Source organism: Castellaniella sp., from assembly GCF_047971665.1.
Taxonomy (GTDB): Bacteria; Pseudomonadota; Gammaproteobacteria; order Burkholderiales; family Burkholderiaceae_B; genus Castellaniella.
Genome location: NZ_JBKEAA010000027.1, coordinates 156646 through 174215, shown reverse-complemented (window position 1 = coordinate 174215; position 17570 = coordinate 156646). Strand labels below are relative to the sequence as shown.

At 66.3% G+C, this 17570-nt stretch carries 12 protein-coding genes and 2 riboswitches; of the genes, 1 reads left to right on the top strand and 11 read right to left on the bottom strand.

The window, feature by feature from the left end; translation table 11 throughout:
- Nucleotides 1-9: 9 nt before the first annotated feature.
- The 11 genes from ACK5JE_RS11345 to apbC form a co-directional block, all read right to left on the bottom strand.
- Nucleotides 10-222, bottom strand: a complete 213-nt coding sequence (locus ACK5JE_RS11345) for a tautomerase family protein (protein ID WP_416801815.1) — start codon at nt 220-222, stop codon at nt 10-12.
- A gap of 71 nt (nt 223-293) precedes the next feature.
- On the bottom strand, nt 294-3173 hold the full coding sequence (gene gcvP / locus ACK5JE_RS11340; protein WP_416801814.1) for an aminomethyl-transferring glycine dehydrogenase: 2880 nt from the start codon (nt 3171-3173) through the stop codon (nt 294-296).
- A gap of 54 nt (nt 3174-3227) precedes the next feature.
- Nucleotides 3228-3599 carry a glycine cleavage system protein GcvH gene (gcvH, locus tag ACK5JE_RS11335; RefSeq protein WP_416801813.1) on the bottom strand — a complete coding sequence of 124 codons (372 nt, stop codon included), beginning with the start codon at nt 3597-3599 and terminating at the stop codon, nt 3228-3230.
- Nucleotides 3600-3653: 54 nt separating this feature from the next.
- A complete protein-coding gene (gene gcvT / locus ACK5JE_RS11330; RefSeq protein WP_416801812.1) occupies nt 3654-4736 on the bottom strand; it encodes a glycine cleavage system aminomethyltransferase GcvT in 1083 nt (360 codons plus the stop codon).
- A 40-nt stretch (nt 4737-4776) separates the two neighbouring features.
- A riboswitch (glycine riboswitch) is annotated at nt 4777-4881 on the bottom strand.
- 12 nt (nt 4882-4893) lie between these two features.
- Nucleotides 4894-4990: riboswitch (glycine riboswitch) on the bottom strand.
- Nucleotides 4991-5050: 60 nt separating this feature from the next.
- Nucleotides 5051-6235, bottom strand: a complete 1185-nt coding sequence (locus ACK5JE_RS11325; RefSeq protein WP_416801811.1) for a CaiB/BaiF CoA transferase family protein — start codon at nt 6233-6235, stop codon at nt 5051-5053.
- Nucleotides 6236-6279: 44 nt separating this feature from the next.
- Nucleotides 6280-7647, bottom strand: coding sequence for an NAD(P)/FAD-dependent oxidoreductase (locus ACK5JE_RS11320; protein WP_416801810.1), 1368 nt, complete (start codon nt 7645-7647; stop codon nt 6280-6282).
- A 57-nt stretch (nt 7648-7704) separates the two neighbouring features.
- Complete coding sequence (locus ACK5JE_RS11315) at nt 7705-9969, bottom strand: Orn/Lys/Arg decarboxylase N-terminal domain-containing protein (protein WP_416801809.1); 2265 nt, start codon at nt 9967-9969, stop codon at nt 7705-7707.
- A 5-nt stretch (nt 9970-9974) separates the two neighbouring features.
- Complete coding sequence (dcd, locus tag ACK5JE_RS11310) at nt 9975-10538, bottom strand: dCTP deaminase (RefSeq protein ID WP_416801808.1); 564 nt, start codon at nt 10536-10538, stop codon at nt 9975-9977.
- A 73-nt stretch (nt 10539-10611) separates the two neighbouring features.
- Nucleotides 10612-14136 (bottom strand): translocation/assembly module TamB domain-containing protein, encoded by a 3525-nt coding sequence (locus ACK5JE_RS11305; protein ID WP_416801807.1) that lies wholly within the window; start codon nt 14134-14136, stop codon nt 10612-10614.
- The gene (locus ACK5JE_RS11300; protein ID WP_416801806.1) at nt 14133-16004 is read right to left on the bottom strand and encodes an autotransporter assembly complex protein TamA; all 1872 of its coding nucleotides are present in this window, start codon (nt 16002-16004) and stop codon (nt 14133-14135) included. Before ACK5JE_RS11300 ends, ACK5JE_RS11305 begins: the two co-directional genes overlap by 4 nt.
- A gap of 11 nt (nt 16005-16015) precedes the next feature.
- The gene (gene apbC, locus ACK5JE_RS11295; protein ID WP_416801805.1) at nt 16016-17101 is read right to left on the bottom strand and encodes an iron-sulfur cluster carrier protein ApbC; all 1086 of its coding nucleotides are present in this window, start codon (nt 17099-17101) and stop codon (nt 16016-16018) included.
- Between the two features lie 184 nt (nt 17102-17285).
- Here apbC and ACK5JE_RS11290 point away from each other — a divergent pair, with 184 nt between their 5' ends.
- Nucleotides 17286-17561: a hypothetical protein gene (locus ACK5JE_RS11290; RefSeq protein ID WP_416801804.1), complete on the top strand. Its 276-nt coding sequence runs from the start codon at nt 17286-17288 to the stop codon at nt 17559-17561.
- Nucleotides 17562-17570 lie beyond the last annotated feature (9 nt).

The following is a 17570-nucleotide window of genomic DNA, read 5'->3' as shown; positions in this document are numbered from 1 at the left end:
GGCGCCGGCTCAGCCCGGTGTCTGGGCGCGCGCCCGGATCGTCGTCACGGTCTCGCCCGCAATGCCCCAGTTGTCGGTGTCGACCTCCTCGATCACCACAAAGGTAGTCTTGGGATTCTTGCCCAGCACGTCCACCAGCAGCTGGGTGGCCCCCTCGATCAGCCGGGCCTTCTGCTCGGCCGTGGCGCCCTCGCGGGTGATTTTGATGTTGACGTAAGGCATGACACGCAATCTCCAGATCGAACCATCAAAAACGGCCCGGATTCTTTAAGAACCGGGCCGCAGAACATGCATCAGGCTGTCACGGCATCGTCCGCATAGGACGCCACCGGCGGGCAGGCGCAACTGAGATTGCGATCGCCCCAGGCGTTATCCACCCGGGCAACCGGCGGCCAGTACTTGCGCGCCGCCATGCCGGGCAGCGGGAAAGCCGCCTGTTCGCGGGAGTACGGATGCGTCCAGTCCTGAACCAGCAGCGTCGCTGCGGGGTGCGGCGCGTTGATCAGCAGATTGTCGTCGGCCGGCTGTTCGCCACGCTCGACGGCGGCGATCTCCTGGCGGATGGCAATCATCGCGTCCACAAAACGGTCCAGTTCATCCAGGCCTTCGGATTCGGTCGGTTCGACCATCAGCGTCCCGGCCACCGGGAAGCTCATGGTGGGCGCGTGAAAGCCGTAATCCATCAGCCGCTTGGCGATGTCCTCGGCGCCGATACCGCTGGCGTCCTTAAGCGGACGGATGTCCAGGATGCACTCATGCGCCACCCGGCCATTGGCGCCTGCGTACAGAATCGGATAGTGCGGCGCCAGGCGCGCGGCTAGGTAATTGGCGTTGAGGATGGCCACCTGGGTGGCGCGACGCAGGCCTTCGGCCCCCATCATCATGATGTACAGAGTCGAGATCGGCAGGATGCTGGCCGAGCCGTAAGGGGCGGCCGACACCGGACCGGACTGCCCCGTCGGCAGACGGCCGTCCTCGCCCACCACCCCAGGCAGGTACGGCGCCAGATGGGCGCGCACGGCCACAGGACCAATACCCGGTCCGCCGCCGCCGTGCGGGATGCAGAAGGTCTTGTGCAGGTTCAGGTGCGACACATCGGACCCGAAGCAGCCCGGCTGGGCGACACCGACCATGGCGTTCATGTTGGCGCCATCCAGATAGACCTGACCGCCGGCTTCGTGGATCAGATCGCAGATCTCGGTGACCGTTGTCTCGAACACGCCGTGCGTGGACGGATAGGTGATCATCAGGGCGGCCAGCCGGTCGCCGACCTGAGCGATGCGGGCGCGCAGGTCATTCATGTCGATGTTGCCGTTGCTGTCCGAGGCCACGACCACCACGTCCATGCCCGCCAGATGGGCCGAGGCCGGATTGGTGCCGTGCGCCGAGGCCGGAATCAGGCAGACGTTGCGCTGATGTTCGCCATTGGCCTGATGGTAGCCGCGGATCGCCAGCAAGCCGGCAAATTCGCCCTGGGCGCCCGAATTGGGCTGCAGGCTGACGCGGTCATAGCCGGTGATTTCGCACAGCGCGGCGCACAGCCGCTCGATCATCTCCTGATAACCCTGCGCCTGACCCGCCGGAGCGAACGGATGCATGTGGCCGAATTCCGGCCAGGTCACCGGGATCATTTCCGCCGTGGCGTTGAGCTTCATGGTGCACGAACCCAGCGGGATCATGGTGCGGTCCAGGGCCAGATCCTTGTCGGCCAGCGCGCGCAGGTAGCGCAGCATGTCGGTCTCGGACTTCACGCGCGAGAAGGCCGGATGCGCCAGAATGGCGCCCTCACGGCGCAGGCTCGCCGGGATGCCGTCGGTTTCGGCCGAGAAATCCGGCGCGACACGCGCCACGCCCATGCCGGCCGCCAGCGCACCGACCAGGATCTCGATATCCTGGGTGCCGACGGTCTCGTCCAGCGACAGAGCGATGTGGGTGTCGTCGACCCGGCGCAGGTTCATGCCACCGTCCACGGCCGCATCCAACACCGCCTGGGTGCAGGCGCCGGTTTCCAGATGCAGGGTATCGAAATAGGTGTCGTTGAGCACCTTCAGTCCCATGGCGCGCAGCGCGCCGGCCAGTTGGCCGGTGTGGCCGGCAACGCGCCGGGCGATGCGGTCGATGCCCTGGGGACCATGCCAGACGGCATACATCGCGGCCATCACGGCCAGCAGCACCTGCGCGGTGCAGATGTTGGATGTCGCCTTTTCCCGGCGGATGTGTTGCTCACGGGTCTGCAGCGCCAGACGCAGGGCCGGCTCACCACGCGCATCCTGGGACACCCCCACCAGGCGGCCCGGCAGGTTGCGCTTGTAGGCGTCCTTGCAGGCCATGAAGCCGGCGTGCGGACCGCCGTAGCCCATGGGCACGCCAAAGCGCTGGGCCGACCCCACAGCGATGTCGGCCCCCCACTCTCCCGGAGGCGCCAGCAGCGCCAGGGCCAGCAGGTCCGTGGCCACGGCCACGATGGCGCCGGCGGCATGGGCTTGCTCGGCCAACGCGCGATAGTCGGCCACCCTGCCCAGGCTGTGCGGATATTGCAGCAGCACGCCGTAACAGTCCGGCAGGCCCTCGGCCTCGTCGCCGACCACCAGTTTGATGCCCAGCCCGGCTGCGCGCGTGCGCAGGACTTCCAGTGTCTGGGGATGCACATGGACAGACACGAAAAAACGGTCGGACCTGGCGCGCGAGACGCGGCGCGCCAGCGTCATCGCCTCGGCAGCCGCCGTGGCCTCATCGAGCAGCGACGAGTTGGCGATATCCAGCCCCGTGAGGTCGGTGATCATGGTCTGGAAGACCAGCAGGGCCTCGAGACGGCCCTGAGAGATTTCCGGCTGGTACGGCGTATAGGCGGTGTACCAGGCGGGATTCTCCAGGATGTTGCGCAGAATCACATGCGGCACATAGGTGCCGTAGTAACCCTGGCCGATGTAGCTGCGCAGGATCTGGTTGCGGCCGGCGATGGCCTTCAGGTCCGCCAGCGCCTCGACCTCGCCCAACGGCCCCGGCAGATCCAGGCAGGGGGCTTCGGACAGGATGTTTTCCGGCACGACCTCGCGGATCAAGGCGTCCAGGCTGGAAGTCCCGATCGCCGCCAGCATGGCGCTCTGGTCAGCGTCGGACGGCCCGATGTGACGGGCGATGAATTCGGAATGCGTGGCGGAATCGCGCAGCATGAGGTTCTCCGGGATGAAACCGAGTGAATCAGGAAAAGGCGGGCGCGGCAAAGATCAGGCCTGGGCCTCGTAGGCGGCCGCGTCCATCAGGCCGTCGGCGTCCGCCGCGTTGTCAGGCTTGATCTTGAAGATCCATTGCTCATAGGCGGACTCGTTGATCAGGGCGGGCTGGTCGTTCAACGCCTCGTTGAACGCGACGATCTCGCCGGCCACCGGCGCATAGATATCGGAAGCGGCCTTGACGGATTCGACCACGGCGGCCGTGTCGCCAGCGGACAGGTGTGCGCCGACCTGAACGTCGCCGACGAAAACCAGGTCGCCGAGCTGGTCCTGCGCGTCGTCGGTGATACCGACGAGGAAGCAGTCACCGTCTGCCTTGACCCATTCGTGGGAGGCCGTGTATTTGCGGTCGTTGGGAATGGACATGATGTACCCCGTTGTCAATGGTGGAGAATGAAAGAAAAAAACGGACAGGCGCGGTCAGACCAGGACCTGACCATTGCGCACGAAAGGAGGCCGCACGATTTCGGCGGCCAGCCACTTGCCGCGGATCTCGACTTCGGCCCGGTCGCCCGGCGCGGAGCCGGCCGGCACCCGGGCCAGCGCGATGGAAAAACCCAGCGTGGGCGCCATGGTGCCGCTGGTGAGCTCGCCTTCGCCCTGTGCGGTGCGGACTTTCATGTGGCCGCGCATGACGCCGCGATCGAGCAGCTTGAGACCGACCATTTCACGGGCGCGGGACGCCTGGACCAAAGCGGCGCGGCCGATGAAATCGCGCTGCTCGTCCTTCATCGAGACGGTCCAGGCCAGGCCGGATTCCAGCGGGTGGACAGTCTCGTCCATATCCTGGCCGTAGAGGTTCATGCCCGCTTCCAGACGCAGGGTGTCGCGCGCGCCCAGGCCGCAGGGCCGCACGCCGGCCGCGACCAGGGCATCCCAGAATCCCTTGACGGCGGTGGCCGACAGGACGATCTCGAAACCGTCCTCGCCCGTGTAACCCGTGCGCGCTACCAGCGTGTTCTCGTCGATCATCGTGCCGGTAAAGGGCTTGAGGTCCTGCGAGGCGGGCTTCCAGTCGGGATGCACCGACCAGACGGCTTCGCGCGCGCCAGGGCCCTGGACCGCCACCATGGCCAGGTCGCGCCGGGGCGTGACAGTCACCTCGTAGGCAGCGGCCTGTTCCCGCATCCAGGCGAGGTCCTTGTCCGCCGTCCCGGCATTGACGACGATGCGCCAGCGTTCCGCAGAAAAGAAATAGACGATCAGGTCATCGATCACCCCGCCGTCGGGATGCAGCATGCAGGAATACAGCGCCTTGCCCGGCTGACCGGCGATGCGCGCCACGTCATTGGCCAGCAGATGGCGCAGAAAATCCTGGGCACGGGCGCCGGCCACATCGACATTGAGCATGTGGGACACATCGAACATGCCCGCCGCGCGGCGCACGGCATGGTGCTCTTCGAGCTGGGAACCATAAGCCAGGGGCATGTCCCAGCCGCCGAAATCGACGATCTTGGCGCCCAGGGCGACGTGGGTTTCGTACAGGGGGGTTTGCGCGGGCATGGAAACTCCGAACGAGACAAAGGGGCGGCGGGAATGCCGGCAACGCCCTTCTGTCCTTTTGCCTGAGAGTTGCCCCGCGCTGCGGGGGGTTCACCTTCGGCGCCCGCGTCCGGATCAGGGAGCGGATCTCTCCAGAATGCTGCGATGCGATGACGGCATCATGCGGATGGTACGGGGTGCCTGAGCGATTCCGGGCGAATTGCGCCTTCGGCGGCCACCCGATGCGCGGGGCGGCGCTCTCCCACCCGCATCGGGTGACAGCAAGGATGAAGCATACTCTGAAACGGGGTGATTCAACAATCACATCCCGCCATTCAGACGAACCCCTGTTCCCGCCAGCGCGCGCGCGTCTCGTCATCCACGCCCAGCCGCTCCAGCACCACGTCGGTGTGCTCCCCCAGGACGGGCGCCCGCGACTGAATGCCGCCCGGCGTCGCGGACAGTTTCGGCACGATACCGGGCACCTGACAGGGCGTGCCGTCGGGCAGCGGCTGATCCAGGATCATGTCGCGCGCCTGGTAGTGCGGATCGGCGGCGATGTCGGCCACATCGTAAATACGCCCGGACGGGATGCGTGCCGCATTCAGAATGTCCAGGACCTCGTCCTGAGACCGCGATGCGGCCCAGTCACCGATAGCGCCATCGATACGGTCCACCTGCGTCACACGGCCGGCATTGTGCGCCAGGGTCGGATCGTCGCCCAGGTCCATCCGGCCGATGGCCTGCATCAGCCGGCGAAAGATGCTGTCGCCATTGCCGGCGATCAGCACATAGCCGTCACGGCAGGCGTAGGCATTGCTGGGTGCGATACCCGGCAGGCTGCTGCCGGCCGGCTGGCGGACCTCGCCGAACACCGCGTATTCGGGCAACAGGCTTTCCATCATGTTGAAAACGGACTCGTACAACGCCACGTCGATCATCTGTCCGATGCCCTCGCGGTCGCGGGCGCGCAGCGCCAGCAACACACCGATGACGCCATGCAGGGCCGACAGGGAATCGCCAATGGACACGCCCACGCGCACCGGGGTGCGTCCCGGCTCGCCGCTGAGATGGCGCAGCCCGCCCATGGCCTCGGCCACCACGCCGAAGCCGGGCCGGTCGCGGTAGGGACCGGTCTGGCCATACCCCGAGACGCGCAGCATGATCAGGCGCGGATTGGCGGCATGCAGTTCATCCCAGCCCAGCCCCCAGGATTCCAGGGTGCCCGGCTTGAAATTCTCGACCACCACGTCGCATTCGGCGGCCAGGCGGCGCACGACGGCCTGGATTTCGGGCTGACGCAAGTCCAGCGTCACCGACTGTTTGTTGCGCGACTGCACCTGCCACCAGACCGAAGTCCCCTCATGCAGCAACCGCCAGTTGCGCAGGGGGTCGCCCTGTCCCGGAGGTTCGATCTTGATGACCTCGGCGCCGAATTCGCCCAGCATCTTGGCCGCGAACGGCCCGGCGATGAGCTGGCCCATTTCCAGCACACGGATGCCGTCCAGGGGTTTGCGCATGTTCGTCCTCCGATGGCAATGATGGCGATCCTGACGATTCTATCTCAGCCTGCCGTCAGGGCCCGGCCGCAGGCCATGCCGGAGGACCAGGCCCACTGAAAGTTGTAGCCGCCCAGCCAGCCGGTGACGTCCACCGCCTCGCCGACCACATGCAGCCCGGGACAGCGGCGCGACTCCAGGCTGCGCTGATCGAGTTCATCGGTGTCCACGCCACCACGCATGACCTCGGCTTTCTTGTAACCGGCGGTGCCCGTGGGCCAGAGCGTCCAGTCGTGAATGCGCTCCCCCAGGGCGCGCAGGCGGCGGTCGGGCACGTCGGCCAGCCGCAGCCCGGCCCATGCCGTCAGGCGGGCCGGATCATCGAGGCGGCCCGGGTCATTCCGGCGGTCCAGGTCATCCAGGCTGTCCGGGCGGGCCGGGCCGCCTGGACGCGTCACGCGCGCCGGATGCCCGCCAGGGTCCGCGGCGCCACCGGCGTCCAGCCAGGCCTCGGCCAGCCGTCTGGGCCATGTCGTCGCCAGAGCGGCCGCGACCGTCTGGCGGCTGCCGGCCTTGGCGGCCATCAGTTCGGTCCCCATGTCCCGCCCAGGCGCCAGATCGATGCGGATCGGATCGCCCGGCTGCCAGTGGCTGGAAATCTGCAGGATGCCGGGCCCCGACAGACCGCGATGAGTGAACAGGAGATCCTCCAGGAATTCGGCGCGCGCCGGACACCTGGATCGTTTGCCGCCGCCCTGCGCGACGATGCGCTCATGCGACAGACGGACTTCCAGAGACACGCCGGCCAGCGCCGCGTAGGGCCGCCATTGTCCAGCATCGAAAGTCAGCGGCACGAGCGCCGGGCGCGGTTCGACGATGCGCAGGCCGAACTGCCGCGCAATCCGCAGGCTGAAATCGGTGGCCCCCAATTGCGGAATCGCCAGACCACCGGTCGCCAGCACCAGCCGGGCGGCCCGGACCGGTCCCGCATCGGTCTCCAGCAGGAACCCCGCCGGTTCCCGGCTGACGGCGCGGACGGCGCAAGGCATGCGCCATTGCACCTCGCCCGCGTCGCATTCGCGGCGCAGCACCTGAATGATCGATTCGCTGGAATCATCGCAGAACAGCTGGCCCCGGTGCTTTTCATGCCAGGTCACGCCATGCGCGCGCAGCAGTTCCAGGAAGTCGCCCGGTCCATAGGCGCGCAAGGCCGAGCGGCAGAAATCCGGATTGCGTGACAGGAACTGCGCGGGACTCGTCCCCAGGTTGGTGAAATTGCAGCGCCCGCCGCCGGAGATGCGGATCTTTTCAGCCAGCCGTTGGGCGTGGTCGATCAGAACGACCCGCAGGCCGCGTTGCGCCGCCACGGCGGCCGTCATCATGCCGGCGGCGCCGGCGCCAATGACGGCGACATCGAACGGGGCGCGGCTCATGCGCCCCCCCCATCCGTCACGATGCCGGATCCACGCACGAACCGAGGCGGCGGCGCATCAGGCGCCTTCGCGAATGCAATCGACGTAGTAGTGGCGCCGGCCCTGCCCGTCGGTTTCGAATGCCAGTCCGTGGACGTCGGTCTCGAAGCCCGGGAACTGCTGATTGAATTCCTGAGTGAATTTCAGGTAATCGACGATGTCGCGGTTGAACCGCTCGCCCGGAATCAGCAGCGGAATGCCTGGTGGATAAGGGGTCAGCAGTACCCCGGTGACCCGGCCTTCCAGTTGATCGACGGGCACCCGCTCGACCTCGCGGTGGGCCATGCGCGCGTAGGCGTCGGCCGGCCGCATGGCCGGCTCCATGTCGCTGAGATACACCCGCGTGGTCAGGCGCGCGAAATCGTAATGACGGTTGGCCTCGTGGATTTTCTGGCACAGATCGCGCAGCCCCATCCGCTCGTAGCGCTTGTGGGAACGGCTGAATTCCGGCAACACCCGCCACAGGGGCTGATTGCGGTCGTAGTCATCCTTGAACTGCTGCAAGGCGGTCAGCAGCGTGTTCCAGCGTCCCTTGGTGATGCCGATGGTGAACAGGATGAAGAACGAGTACAGACCGGTCTTTTCGACCACCACGCCATGCTCGGCCAGATAACGCGAGACCAGCGCCGCGGGAATGCCGGAATCGGCAAAAGTACCGGAAATATCCAGCCCCGGCGTCACCACGGTGGCCTTGATCGGGTCGAGCATGTTGAAGCCTTCGGCCAGATCGCCGAACCCATGCCACTCATCGCCCGAACCCAGTACCCAGTCCTCGCGGTTGCCGATGCCCTCGGAGACCAGGCGGTTGGGGCCCCAGACCTTGAACCACCAGTCGTTCTTGCCGAACTCGGATTCGACCTTGCGCATGGCGCGACGGAAATCCAGCGCCTCGCGAATGGATTCCTCGACCAGGGCCGTGCCGCCCGGCGGCTCCATCATGGCCGCAGCCACGTCGCAGGACGCGATGATGGCGTACTGCGGCGAGGTCGAGGTGTGCATCAGGAAGGCCTCGTTGAAGAGGTTGCGGTCCAGCTTGCGGTCCTCGGAATCCTGGACGACGATCTGCGAAGCCTGCGACAGTCCCGCCAGCAGCTTGTGCGTGGAGTGCGTCGCATAGATCATCGTGTCCTTGCTGCGCGGGCGATCCGGCCCGATGGCATGCATGTCCTCGTAGAACTCGTGAAAGGCCGCATGCGGCAGCCAGGCCTCGTCGAAATGCAGGGTGTCGATCTCCGAGCCGAGCTTTTCCTTGATCATTTCGACGTTGTAGATCACGCCGTCATAGGTGCTCTGCGTCAGCGTCAGGATGCGCGGGCGCTTGTTGGCGGCCTGGCGCGCAAAGGGATTGGCCTCTATCTTGCGACGAATGCTCTCGGGGTCGAATTCCTCCAGCGGAATCGGACCGATGATGCCCAGATGATTGCGCGTGGGGCGCAGAAACACCGGAATGGCGCCGGTCATGGTGATGGCGTGCAGGATCGACTTGTGGCAGTTGCGATCCACCACCACCACGTCTCCCGCGGCCACGTTGGCATGCCAGACGATCTTGTTCGACGTCGAGGTGCCGTTGGTGACGAAGAAACAATGGTCGGCATGAAAGATGCGCGCGGCATTGCGCTCGGACTCGGCCACCGGCCCGGTGTGATCCAGCAACTGGCCGAGTTCGTCGACCGCATTGCAGACGTCGGCGCGCAGCATGTTCTCGCCGAAGAACTGGTGGAACATCTGTCCCACGGGACTCTTCAGGAAGGCCACCCCGCCCGAATGGCCCGGGCAGTGCCAGGAATAGGAGCCATCGGAGGCGTAATCCAGCAATTCGCGGAAGAACGGCGGCGGCAGGCTGTCCAGGTACGCGCGGGCCTCACGGATGATGTGGCGCGCGACGAACTCCGGCGTGTCCTCGAACATGTGGATGAAACCATGCAGTTCGCGCAGGATGTCGTTGGGGATGTGCTGCGAGGTGCGGGTCTCGCCATACAGATAGATGGGGATGTCCTCGTTGCGAAACCGCAACTCGCCGATGAAGGCGCGCAGATTCTTGATCGCGTTGGCGACATCCTGGGGGGAATCCTCATCGAATTCCTCGTCGTCGATCGACAGGATGAAAGCGCTGGCGCGACTCTGCTGCTGCGCAAAAGAACTGAGGTCACCGTAGCTGGTGACCCCCAGAACCTCGACCCCCTCGGCCTCGATGGCCGAGGCCAGGGCGCGGATGCCGAATCCCGAGGCATTCTCGGAACGATAGTCTTCGTCGATGATGACGATGGGAAAACGAAATTTCATGGCGGCTAGGTACGCGGCAGCGTGACACCCTGCTGTCCCTGGTATTTGCCGCCCCGGTCGGCGTAGGAGGTTTCGCAGACCTCGTCGCTCTCGAAGAACAGCATCTGGGCGCAGCCCTCGCCCGCGTAGATCTTCGCCGGCAGGGGGGTGGTGTTGGAAAATTCCAGCGTCACATGGCCTTCCCATTCGGGTTCCAGCGGCGTGACGTTGACGATGATGCCGCAACGGGCATAGGTGCTTTTCCCCAGGCACACGGTCAGCACGGAGCGCGGGATGCGGAAGAACTCGACCGTGCGGGCCAGGGCGAAGGAATTGGGCGGGATGATGCAGACGTCCCCCTGGAAATCCACAAAGGATCTTTCATCGAAGGCCTTGGGGTCGACGATGCTGGAGTTGATGTTCGTGAAGATCTTGAATTCGTTGGCGCAGCGCACATCATAGCCATAGCTGCTGGTGCCATAGCTGACGATTTTCTGGCCATCGATCGAGCGCACCTGACCGGGCTCGAAGGGTTCGATCATTCCGGCCTGCGCAGCGCGCCGGATCCAGCGGTCGTTTTTGATGCTCATGAGCGCCCTCTGTTCAAAGTTGCGGTATTTTAAGGCACATCAACGATGGACGGCGCACTGGCGCCCGTTCCTTTCAATCCATCGAGAACCAGCGATAGACCAGCGCCAGGCCATTGACGGTGCCGACCGTCACCTCGGCCTGCAAACGACGCATCAGGCGATAGCTCAGCCGCGCCACGGTGCCGGTCTGCGCCAGCGACTGCTCCAGGCTCAGCCGCAGGTCGTCGGTCAGGGTCTTGCCGGCCAGGATGAAACGCTGCTCGATAGGGCTGGCGCCCGTTTCCAGCCCGCTGACGACACTTTCGACCGGCAGGATGCTGCCGGCGCTGCCCAGTTCGCCCGAGCGCATGCTCAGCTCGTCCAGGCCAAAGCGCTTGTAGAACGGCTCGCCGTCGGACAGAAAGGAACTGCCCACCGAGAACAGCAGCGCCATGTCCGCGCCGCCCTGATCCGGCCCGTGGCCCAACAGCAGCCAGGACAGCTTTTCAGCCTCGCTGACTTCCGGGCGCGACATCAGATCGATCCGAGGACGCCGGGCGGTGCCGGCCACCCGCACACCGGCCTGCACGGCCACATCGGTGCGCAGCGCCTGAATATCGAGCACGGGATTGGACACATCCCCCTGGAAGGTGATGGTGCCGCGCCGCAACTGCAGATGCTGGCCGTAGGTGTTGATCGCGCCGCCCCGGGTGCGCAGCTGGCCCAGCGCCGTGAGCTTGCCGTCCCTCATGTGCAGGTCCATGCTGCCGACCAGCCCCGAGTCCAGGCCGAACCCGGTCAGGTAGAAACGCGGCCCCAGATCGATGGTCAGATCGGCTCGCAGATCCAGGGGCGGGGCTTTCGAGGGGGCCGCCTCCTTGGTGCCCGGCTCGAGGATCACCACATCGCTGTCCAGAGAAGGAATGGCGTTGAGCATATCCAGATCGAACCAGCCGGCATCGGCCGTGATCTTGCCACTGATGAGAATTTCCGGCAGCGTGGCCCGGATCTGGAGAGTGCCGCTGACCATGGCATAGCGGTCGGACCGCTGCAGCACCGGGTAACGCCGCAAGGACACATCCACCTGCCCCTGATGCTCGAGCAGATCCCAGGCGCCCGACAGGTCCAGCGCACCGTCCCGGGCATCCGGATTTTCCGAAATCCAGGTGGCGGTCCGCCATTCCTTGGGAACGACCCGGCGCACCGCCGGAAAGCGCAGATGATCCAGCACCACCCGCGCGCCATCAAAATGCGCCTGCAAGGTGCCGTCCAGCAACCGCACGCCCTGGTCGGCCATCAGCAGGCGCAGGCCATTGCCGCTGACCGGCCCCGACAGGACCCAGCTGCCGTCAGGGCGGCTACGGCCCTGGACGTCGGCCTGCAGCGTACCGCCGACCTCCATCTCATCACCCAGCAACAGGTTCACCCAGGCCAGATTCTCGGACCTGGCCTCGAAACGCACATGCCGCTCATCCTGCGGCCGCAGCACCGGACCGCCACTCGCCGCCATGTGGATCGGTGTATCGGCCCGCAGGCGCATGCTGCCCATTTTGCGGGTACTGATCCGCAGATCCGCGTCGGCGCGGCTGAGCCCGGCGCCAAGACGCCGGATGGCGATATCCAGGCGGGCGTCTTCCAGGCCCAGCCGGATGGGCACATCGCCGGGCACGGTCAGATCGCCCTCCCGACGCGCCAGATGAATGTCGCCGCTCAGCGCATCATCGAACTTCAAGGCCCAGTCCAGGCTCGCATTCAAGCGACTGCGCTGCGCCTGTCTGGACGGTTGGATGCGCACCCCGCCCTGCTTCCCGTCAATCTGGCCCAGCCAGGCCTGCAAGCGGGCGATGCGTTCGGGCGAGATCGTCAACGGATCGACGCGCCCGCGCGTTTCCCATCGCCCCTGCCGACCGGCCGAAGCCTGATGATGCAGACTGAGCAGAGACTCGCCATCCAGCGCCACGCCGAGCGTCGCCTCACCGACCTGCCAGCCGCCTTCGGCATCGAGCGTCAGCGCCACCGCCGTCCGGCTGTCCAGGATCAGACCGGCATGTTCGGCGCGCAATGAGGTCAACCGACCCCGCCAGCCCTGCGCTTGCGTCCAGCCGCCCCCGAACGCCAGATCCAGACTCATGGGCGCCTGGCCGGGAACCCGCTCGCGCGCGCCGGCGGGGGTATAGCGGGCTTTGAGACGGCCCTGGTGATTCGCCAGCGGCCCGGAGAAATCCATCTCCAGCTGCGCGCCCCCCGGCACATCGGGCCAGACGGCGGCCAGGGCCGGCAACTGCGCCCGCAGCGTCAGCCGGCTGGCGGCCACCGACACATCGCCGCCGGCGCGCACCCGGTCCGGCCCCAGCGCCAGATCCACATCCAGGCCCGCGGCCTGAAGCCCCAGCAGGTTCACCGGCGCTTGAGCCTGGGCATCGAACAGGACCCCATCGGCCCGCGACAGACGATCCAGCCGGACTTGTCCCGACAGAGGCTGGCCATTCCAGCGATTGGGGCCATCGAACACCAGATTCAGCCCGATATCCTGCAAGCGCTGTCCGGCATCCAGACGCGCCTGCACCGCGCCCTTCAGGTTCAGCAGCGTCGGCCCCAGGCCCCGGGGCAACCAGGCCGCCGGTCGCAGTTGCTGCACGGACCACTGCGCATTGACCGGCCGCAGGCCGTCGGGCCCTGGCGCTTCGGGCGTGACAGCCAGCGTCACGCGAGCATCGCCCGGAAGCTGCACATCCGCCTGCGCGGCTCCCAGCGGGAAGGGCTGATCAGGAAAGATATCGGCCCGGGCCTGCAAGGCCATGCCTTCGCCCTGCCCCGCAGCCTGCAGATGCACAGCCTGAAGATCGCCGGTCAGGCGCACGTCCAGGTCGATCCGGCAATCGTCTTTGCCCTCGGGCGTCTTATCGCCAGCCTGCGGCATGCCGGCCGCCACCATCTGCCGCAGACAGACGGGCGATTGTGCGCCACGATCCTGCGCAGCCCCGTGCAGCTTGAGCTCGAAGGGCCAGGGCGCAGCCAGTTCACGCACTGCCAGATCCCCGCCAAGCTGCAGCAACATGCCCTGGTAGGCGGCTTGCAGATCGTTCAGCGTCACGGTCGCGGTACGGGCATCCAGCGCCAGCGCAGTCGAGACCGACAGCAGATCGACGGGCAGCGGCGTCTGGTCGATCCGCAGGCCCAGCCCCTCCAGCGCCAACCGGTCGACCCGCAGGCTCAAGGGCAACGTCGGCATCCGGAAAGGCTCGGCGTCGGGGGGCGCGGTATCCGGCGCGGTGCGCACGTCCACATCCACACGCGAGGCGGACAGGTCATTGATGTGCAGGCGGCGCTCCAGCAGCTCGCGCCAGAGCGCCTTGAGATGCAGCCCTGTCACGCGCACATCCACGTCCGGCAAGGCAATCGTCATATCTTCGACGTACACTCCGTCGGCCAGCGTGCCGCGTACGCCCTGGACCTGGCCGCCCAGCTGTTCCGCCACGGTGCGCAGCAGCCAGCGGGTGCCCGTCGCGCTGGACGCGCACCAGGCGGCGAAGACGATGACCAGCACCAGCGCCATCACGATGGGCGGCAGTCCCCAGAGTCCGAAGAACCGCAGACCGCGCCAGAAGATCTTCCTCAAAACGCGATCCCCAGGGAAAACTCCAGCCGCAGGCGGCGATCCTTCTGCCCCCAGGCCAGGTCGACGTAGAACGGCCCTGCGGGGGTCCGAACCGCCAGACCGGCGCCATACCCCAGATGCCAGTCGAACTGGTCGAAGGACTCGGCGGCATCGCCGGCATCGACAAAGACATTGGCGCCCAGGACATCGGTGAAATAGTGGGTGTATTCGATGCTGGCCACGCCCAGCACGGGGGCGCCGACCACGGCATCGCCCCGCTCCAGGCCGATGCTCCGGTAGCGGTAGCCGCGGATGCTGCGCGAGCCGCCCGTGCGCCAATAGAAGTCCTGCGGCAGCCGGTCGGTGCGCGACCAGACCTTGCCGATCTCGCCGCGCACGGTCAAGACATCGCGATCGCCGATCGGCCACCACTGCTGGGCGCGCAGGCTGGTGCGGTAGAAATCCTTGCCATCGTCCAGGGTCGTGCCCACACCCAGACCGACCTCGATCAGATTGCCTTCGCGCGGATCGTATTTCGAGTCGACATCGCGGCGCAGCCACTGCCAGGTGGCGGCCCAGCTGGGCACCTCATAGCGGGCGCCACCGGAAATACGGGTCTTGTCGTAGGCGACCAGCGCCCCCCAGCGAACCTCGTATTCGACGCGGCTGTCACCCGCCGCCTTGCGCGTCTGGCTGCGCTTCCATCCCAGGCCGGCACGACTGGTGTCCAGGCCCTCGATATCGGAGTGCTCGTAGAGCACGCCAAAACTGTCCGTGCTGCCATTCATGGTCGGCGGCAGATGCACATCGAAGAAAGCGCGCTGGCGCTTTTCATCGACACCGGCCCCGGTCTCGATCCACACTGGCAGGCCAAAGACCACATTCTGGCGGTACAGGCCTTCGACCCGGATGCCGTGATCGCTGTCGACGCCCAGCGAGCCGCTGGCGTAACGCGCCGGTCCCTCGGTGACCTGGACCCGCACCGGCAGCGTCACGGGCGCATCTCCCGAGGGGCGTTCAGGCGGCGACGCCGGGGCGCCCGCTGTCGAAGGCGTCCCGGCGTCGGCGGCAGCATCCGCCTGCGACGCGGGCGCGGTGCCATCGTCCAGGGTGACGAAGGCACCCCGGAAAAACGAGGTGGATTGCAGGGCCTGCTGCCAGTCATCCAGGCGAGTCTGATCGTAGGCATCGCCCGGGTCATAGCGTACATAGCGCCGGATCAGGGATTCGGGAACCCGCTTCAGACCGATGATCTGGAGATCTCCCATCCGGACGGGCGGTCCGCTGTCCAGCGCAACCTCCAGGTCAGCCTTGGCGACTTCAGGATCGACGACCGCCCGGGTCTGCGCGTAACGGGCATAGTAGAAATCCCGGCGTGCGGTGTCGTCCAGCAAGGCGGATTTGGCATGGCTCCAGTCATCGTTGATGAAAGGCATGCCCGGCCTGAGCAGCCAGGCGTCCCGCAGGGACTGGCGCCGGGCGGCGTAGGCCTCTCCGGCGAGCGCTCCCTCGAACCGCAGACCTAGCTGACGCACCCGGGCACGTTCGCCGGTGTCGATCGTGATGTCCCAGAACTCGCCGCCATTGGCGGCGCCGGACGATACGTCCAGCGTCACGGTCGCCCCGAAATAGCCCTGGGTCTGCAAGGCGGCCTGAGCCGCCTTCCACGCCCGCCGGCGCAAGCGCGAGACCTCGCGCACATCCTGATCCTCGGTCAGGCGCGTGATGACGCCGACCGCATCGGTAATGGCCTGTAACACCTTGGGCGGCGCGCCGCCGGGATCGATGATGACCTCCGGAGGCGCCGCCAGGGCGGGCGCACAGGCGACGATGCCGGCGCCGAGCAGCACCTGACGCAACGGGGAAAGCCTCAGGCCGGAAGTCGGCACACCCCACCGCATCAGGTCGTGCGCGCCACGACCCTGGGTCGTGTACCGGAATCATCCAGCGGCTGTCCCGCCACATGAATGGCCAGCTGGCGGGCGATGTCCTGGTATCGGCGCGCCGCCTCGCCATCGGGCGAAGCGACGACGCTCGGCCGGCCGGAGTCGGTTTCCTCGCGGATATCGAGCTGCAACGGCAAAGCGCCCAGCCAGGGCAAATGATAGGTCGCCGCCAGCTGGCGGCCGCCATCCTGGCCGAAGATCGGCTCGGCGTGCCCGCAGTTGGAGCACACATGAACGGACATGTTTTCAACGATCCCTAGCACCGGGACATCTACCTTCTGGAACATGATCAGACCCTTGCGGGCATCGGCCAGGGCCAGATCCTGGGGCGTGGTGACGATGACCGCTCCCGTGAGCGGCACCTTCTGGGCCATGGTGAGGGCAATATCGCCTGTTCCAGGGGGCATGTCCACGATCAGATAATCCAGATCGTTCCAATTGGTAAGCGACAGCAACTGCGTCAGGGCCTGGGTCACCATGGGGCCCCGCCAGATCGCCGGGCCATCATCGTCCATCAGGAAGCCGATCGAGTTGGTCTGCAAGCCATGGCCGATCATGGGTTCCATGCTCTTGCCATCGACGCTTTTGGGCTTGCCCGACAGCCCCAGCATGATGGGCACGCTGGGACCGTAGATATCGGCGTCCAGCAAGCCGACACGGGCGCCTTGCGCCTGCAGGGCCAGGGCCATGTTGACGGCCGTGGTGCTCTTGCCGACCCCGCCTTTGCCGGACGCCACGGCAATGATGTTGCGCACGCTGTCCAGGGGACGCAATCCTCGCTGGACCGCATGCGCCACGATCCGTGACTGGAATTCCAGCGTCCCGAGACGGACTCCGACCGCCTCCAGCGCGGTCCGGATGGCGGCATCCAGGGCCTGCTCACCATTGAACAAGGGATAGCCCAGGGTTACAGTGATGTGGACGACATCGCCCGAGGCCGTGATCTGCAACTCGGGTTCGGTCACCGCCAGCGTTTTCCGGGTATCGGGGTTGATGACCCTGGACAGGATCGCGCGGATGTCCTGTATCGTGGTAGTCATAAGAGATCAGGATGAAAGCAGTCAAAACCACAAGCATAGCGGATTCACTTGGAATTCCGCTGATTGACCCCAATATGGATGTGTATGGCGTCTGCGCCGGTTCTGGCCGCGCGCCATGCCCGTCCGGCCGGCGCCCGATCGCGCCGTGCACGCAACTTTTTCCGGCCCCAGGAGTCCAACCCTCATGAATCTGATCCAGCAAATCCTGCGCGCCGTCCTGTTCCTGGTCCTGGCCTTCTTCGGCCTGGTGATGGCCTTTGTCTTCATGGCCTCGACCGCCCTGGCGATCGGCGTGCTGTACATCATCGCCCGGATCAAGGGCCGGCCCTTCGGCGTCAAGGCCTATTGGGCCGAGCGCCGCCGCCCGACCATGCCGCCGCGGCCCGGGGCCTGGTCACGCTCCGGGCAACCCGCCCGGGCACGGGACGTCACCGACATAGAAATGCGCGAAATCCCCTGAGCAAAACGC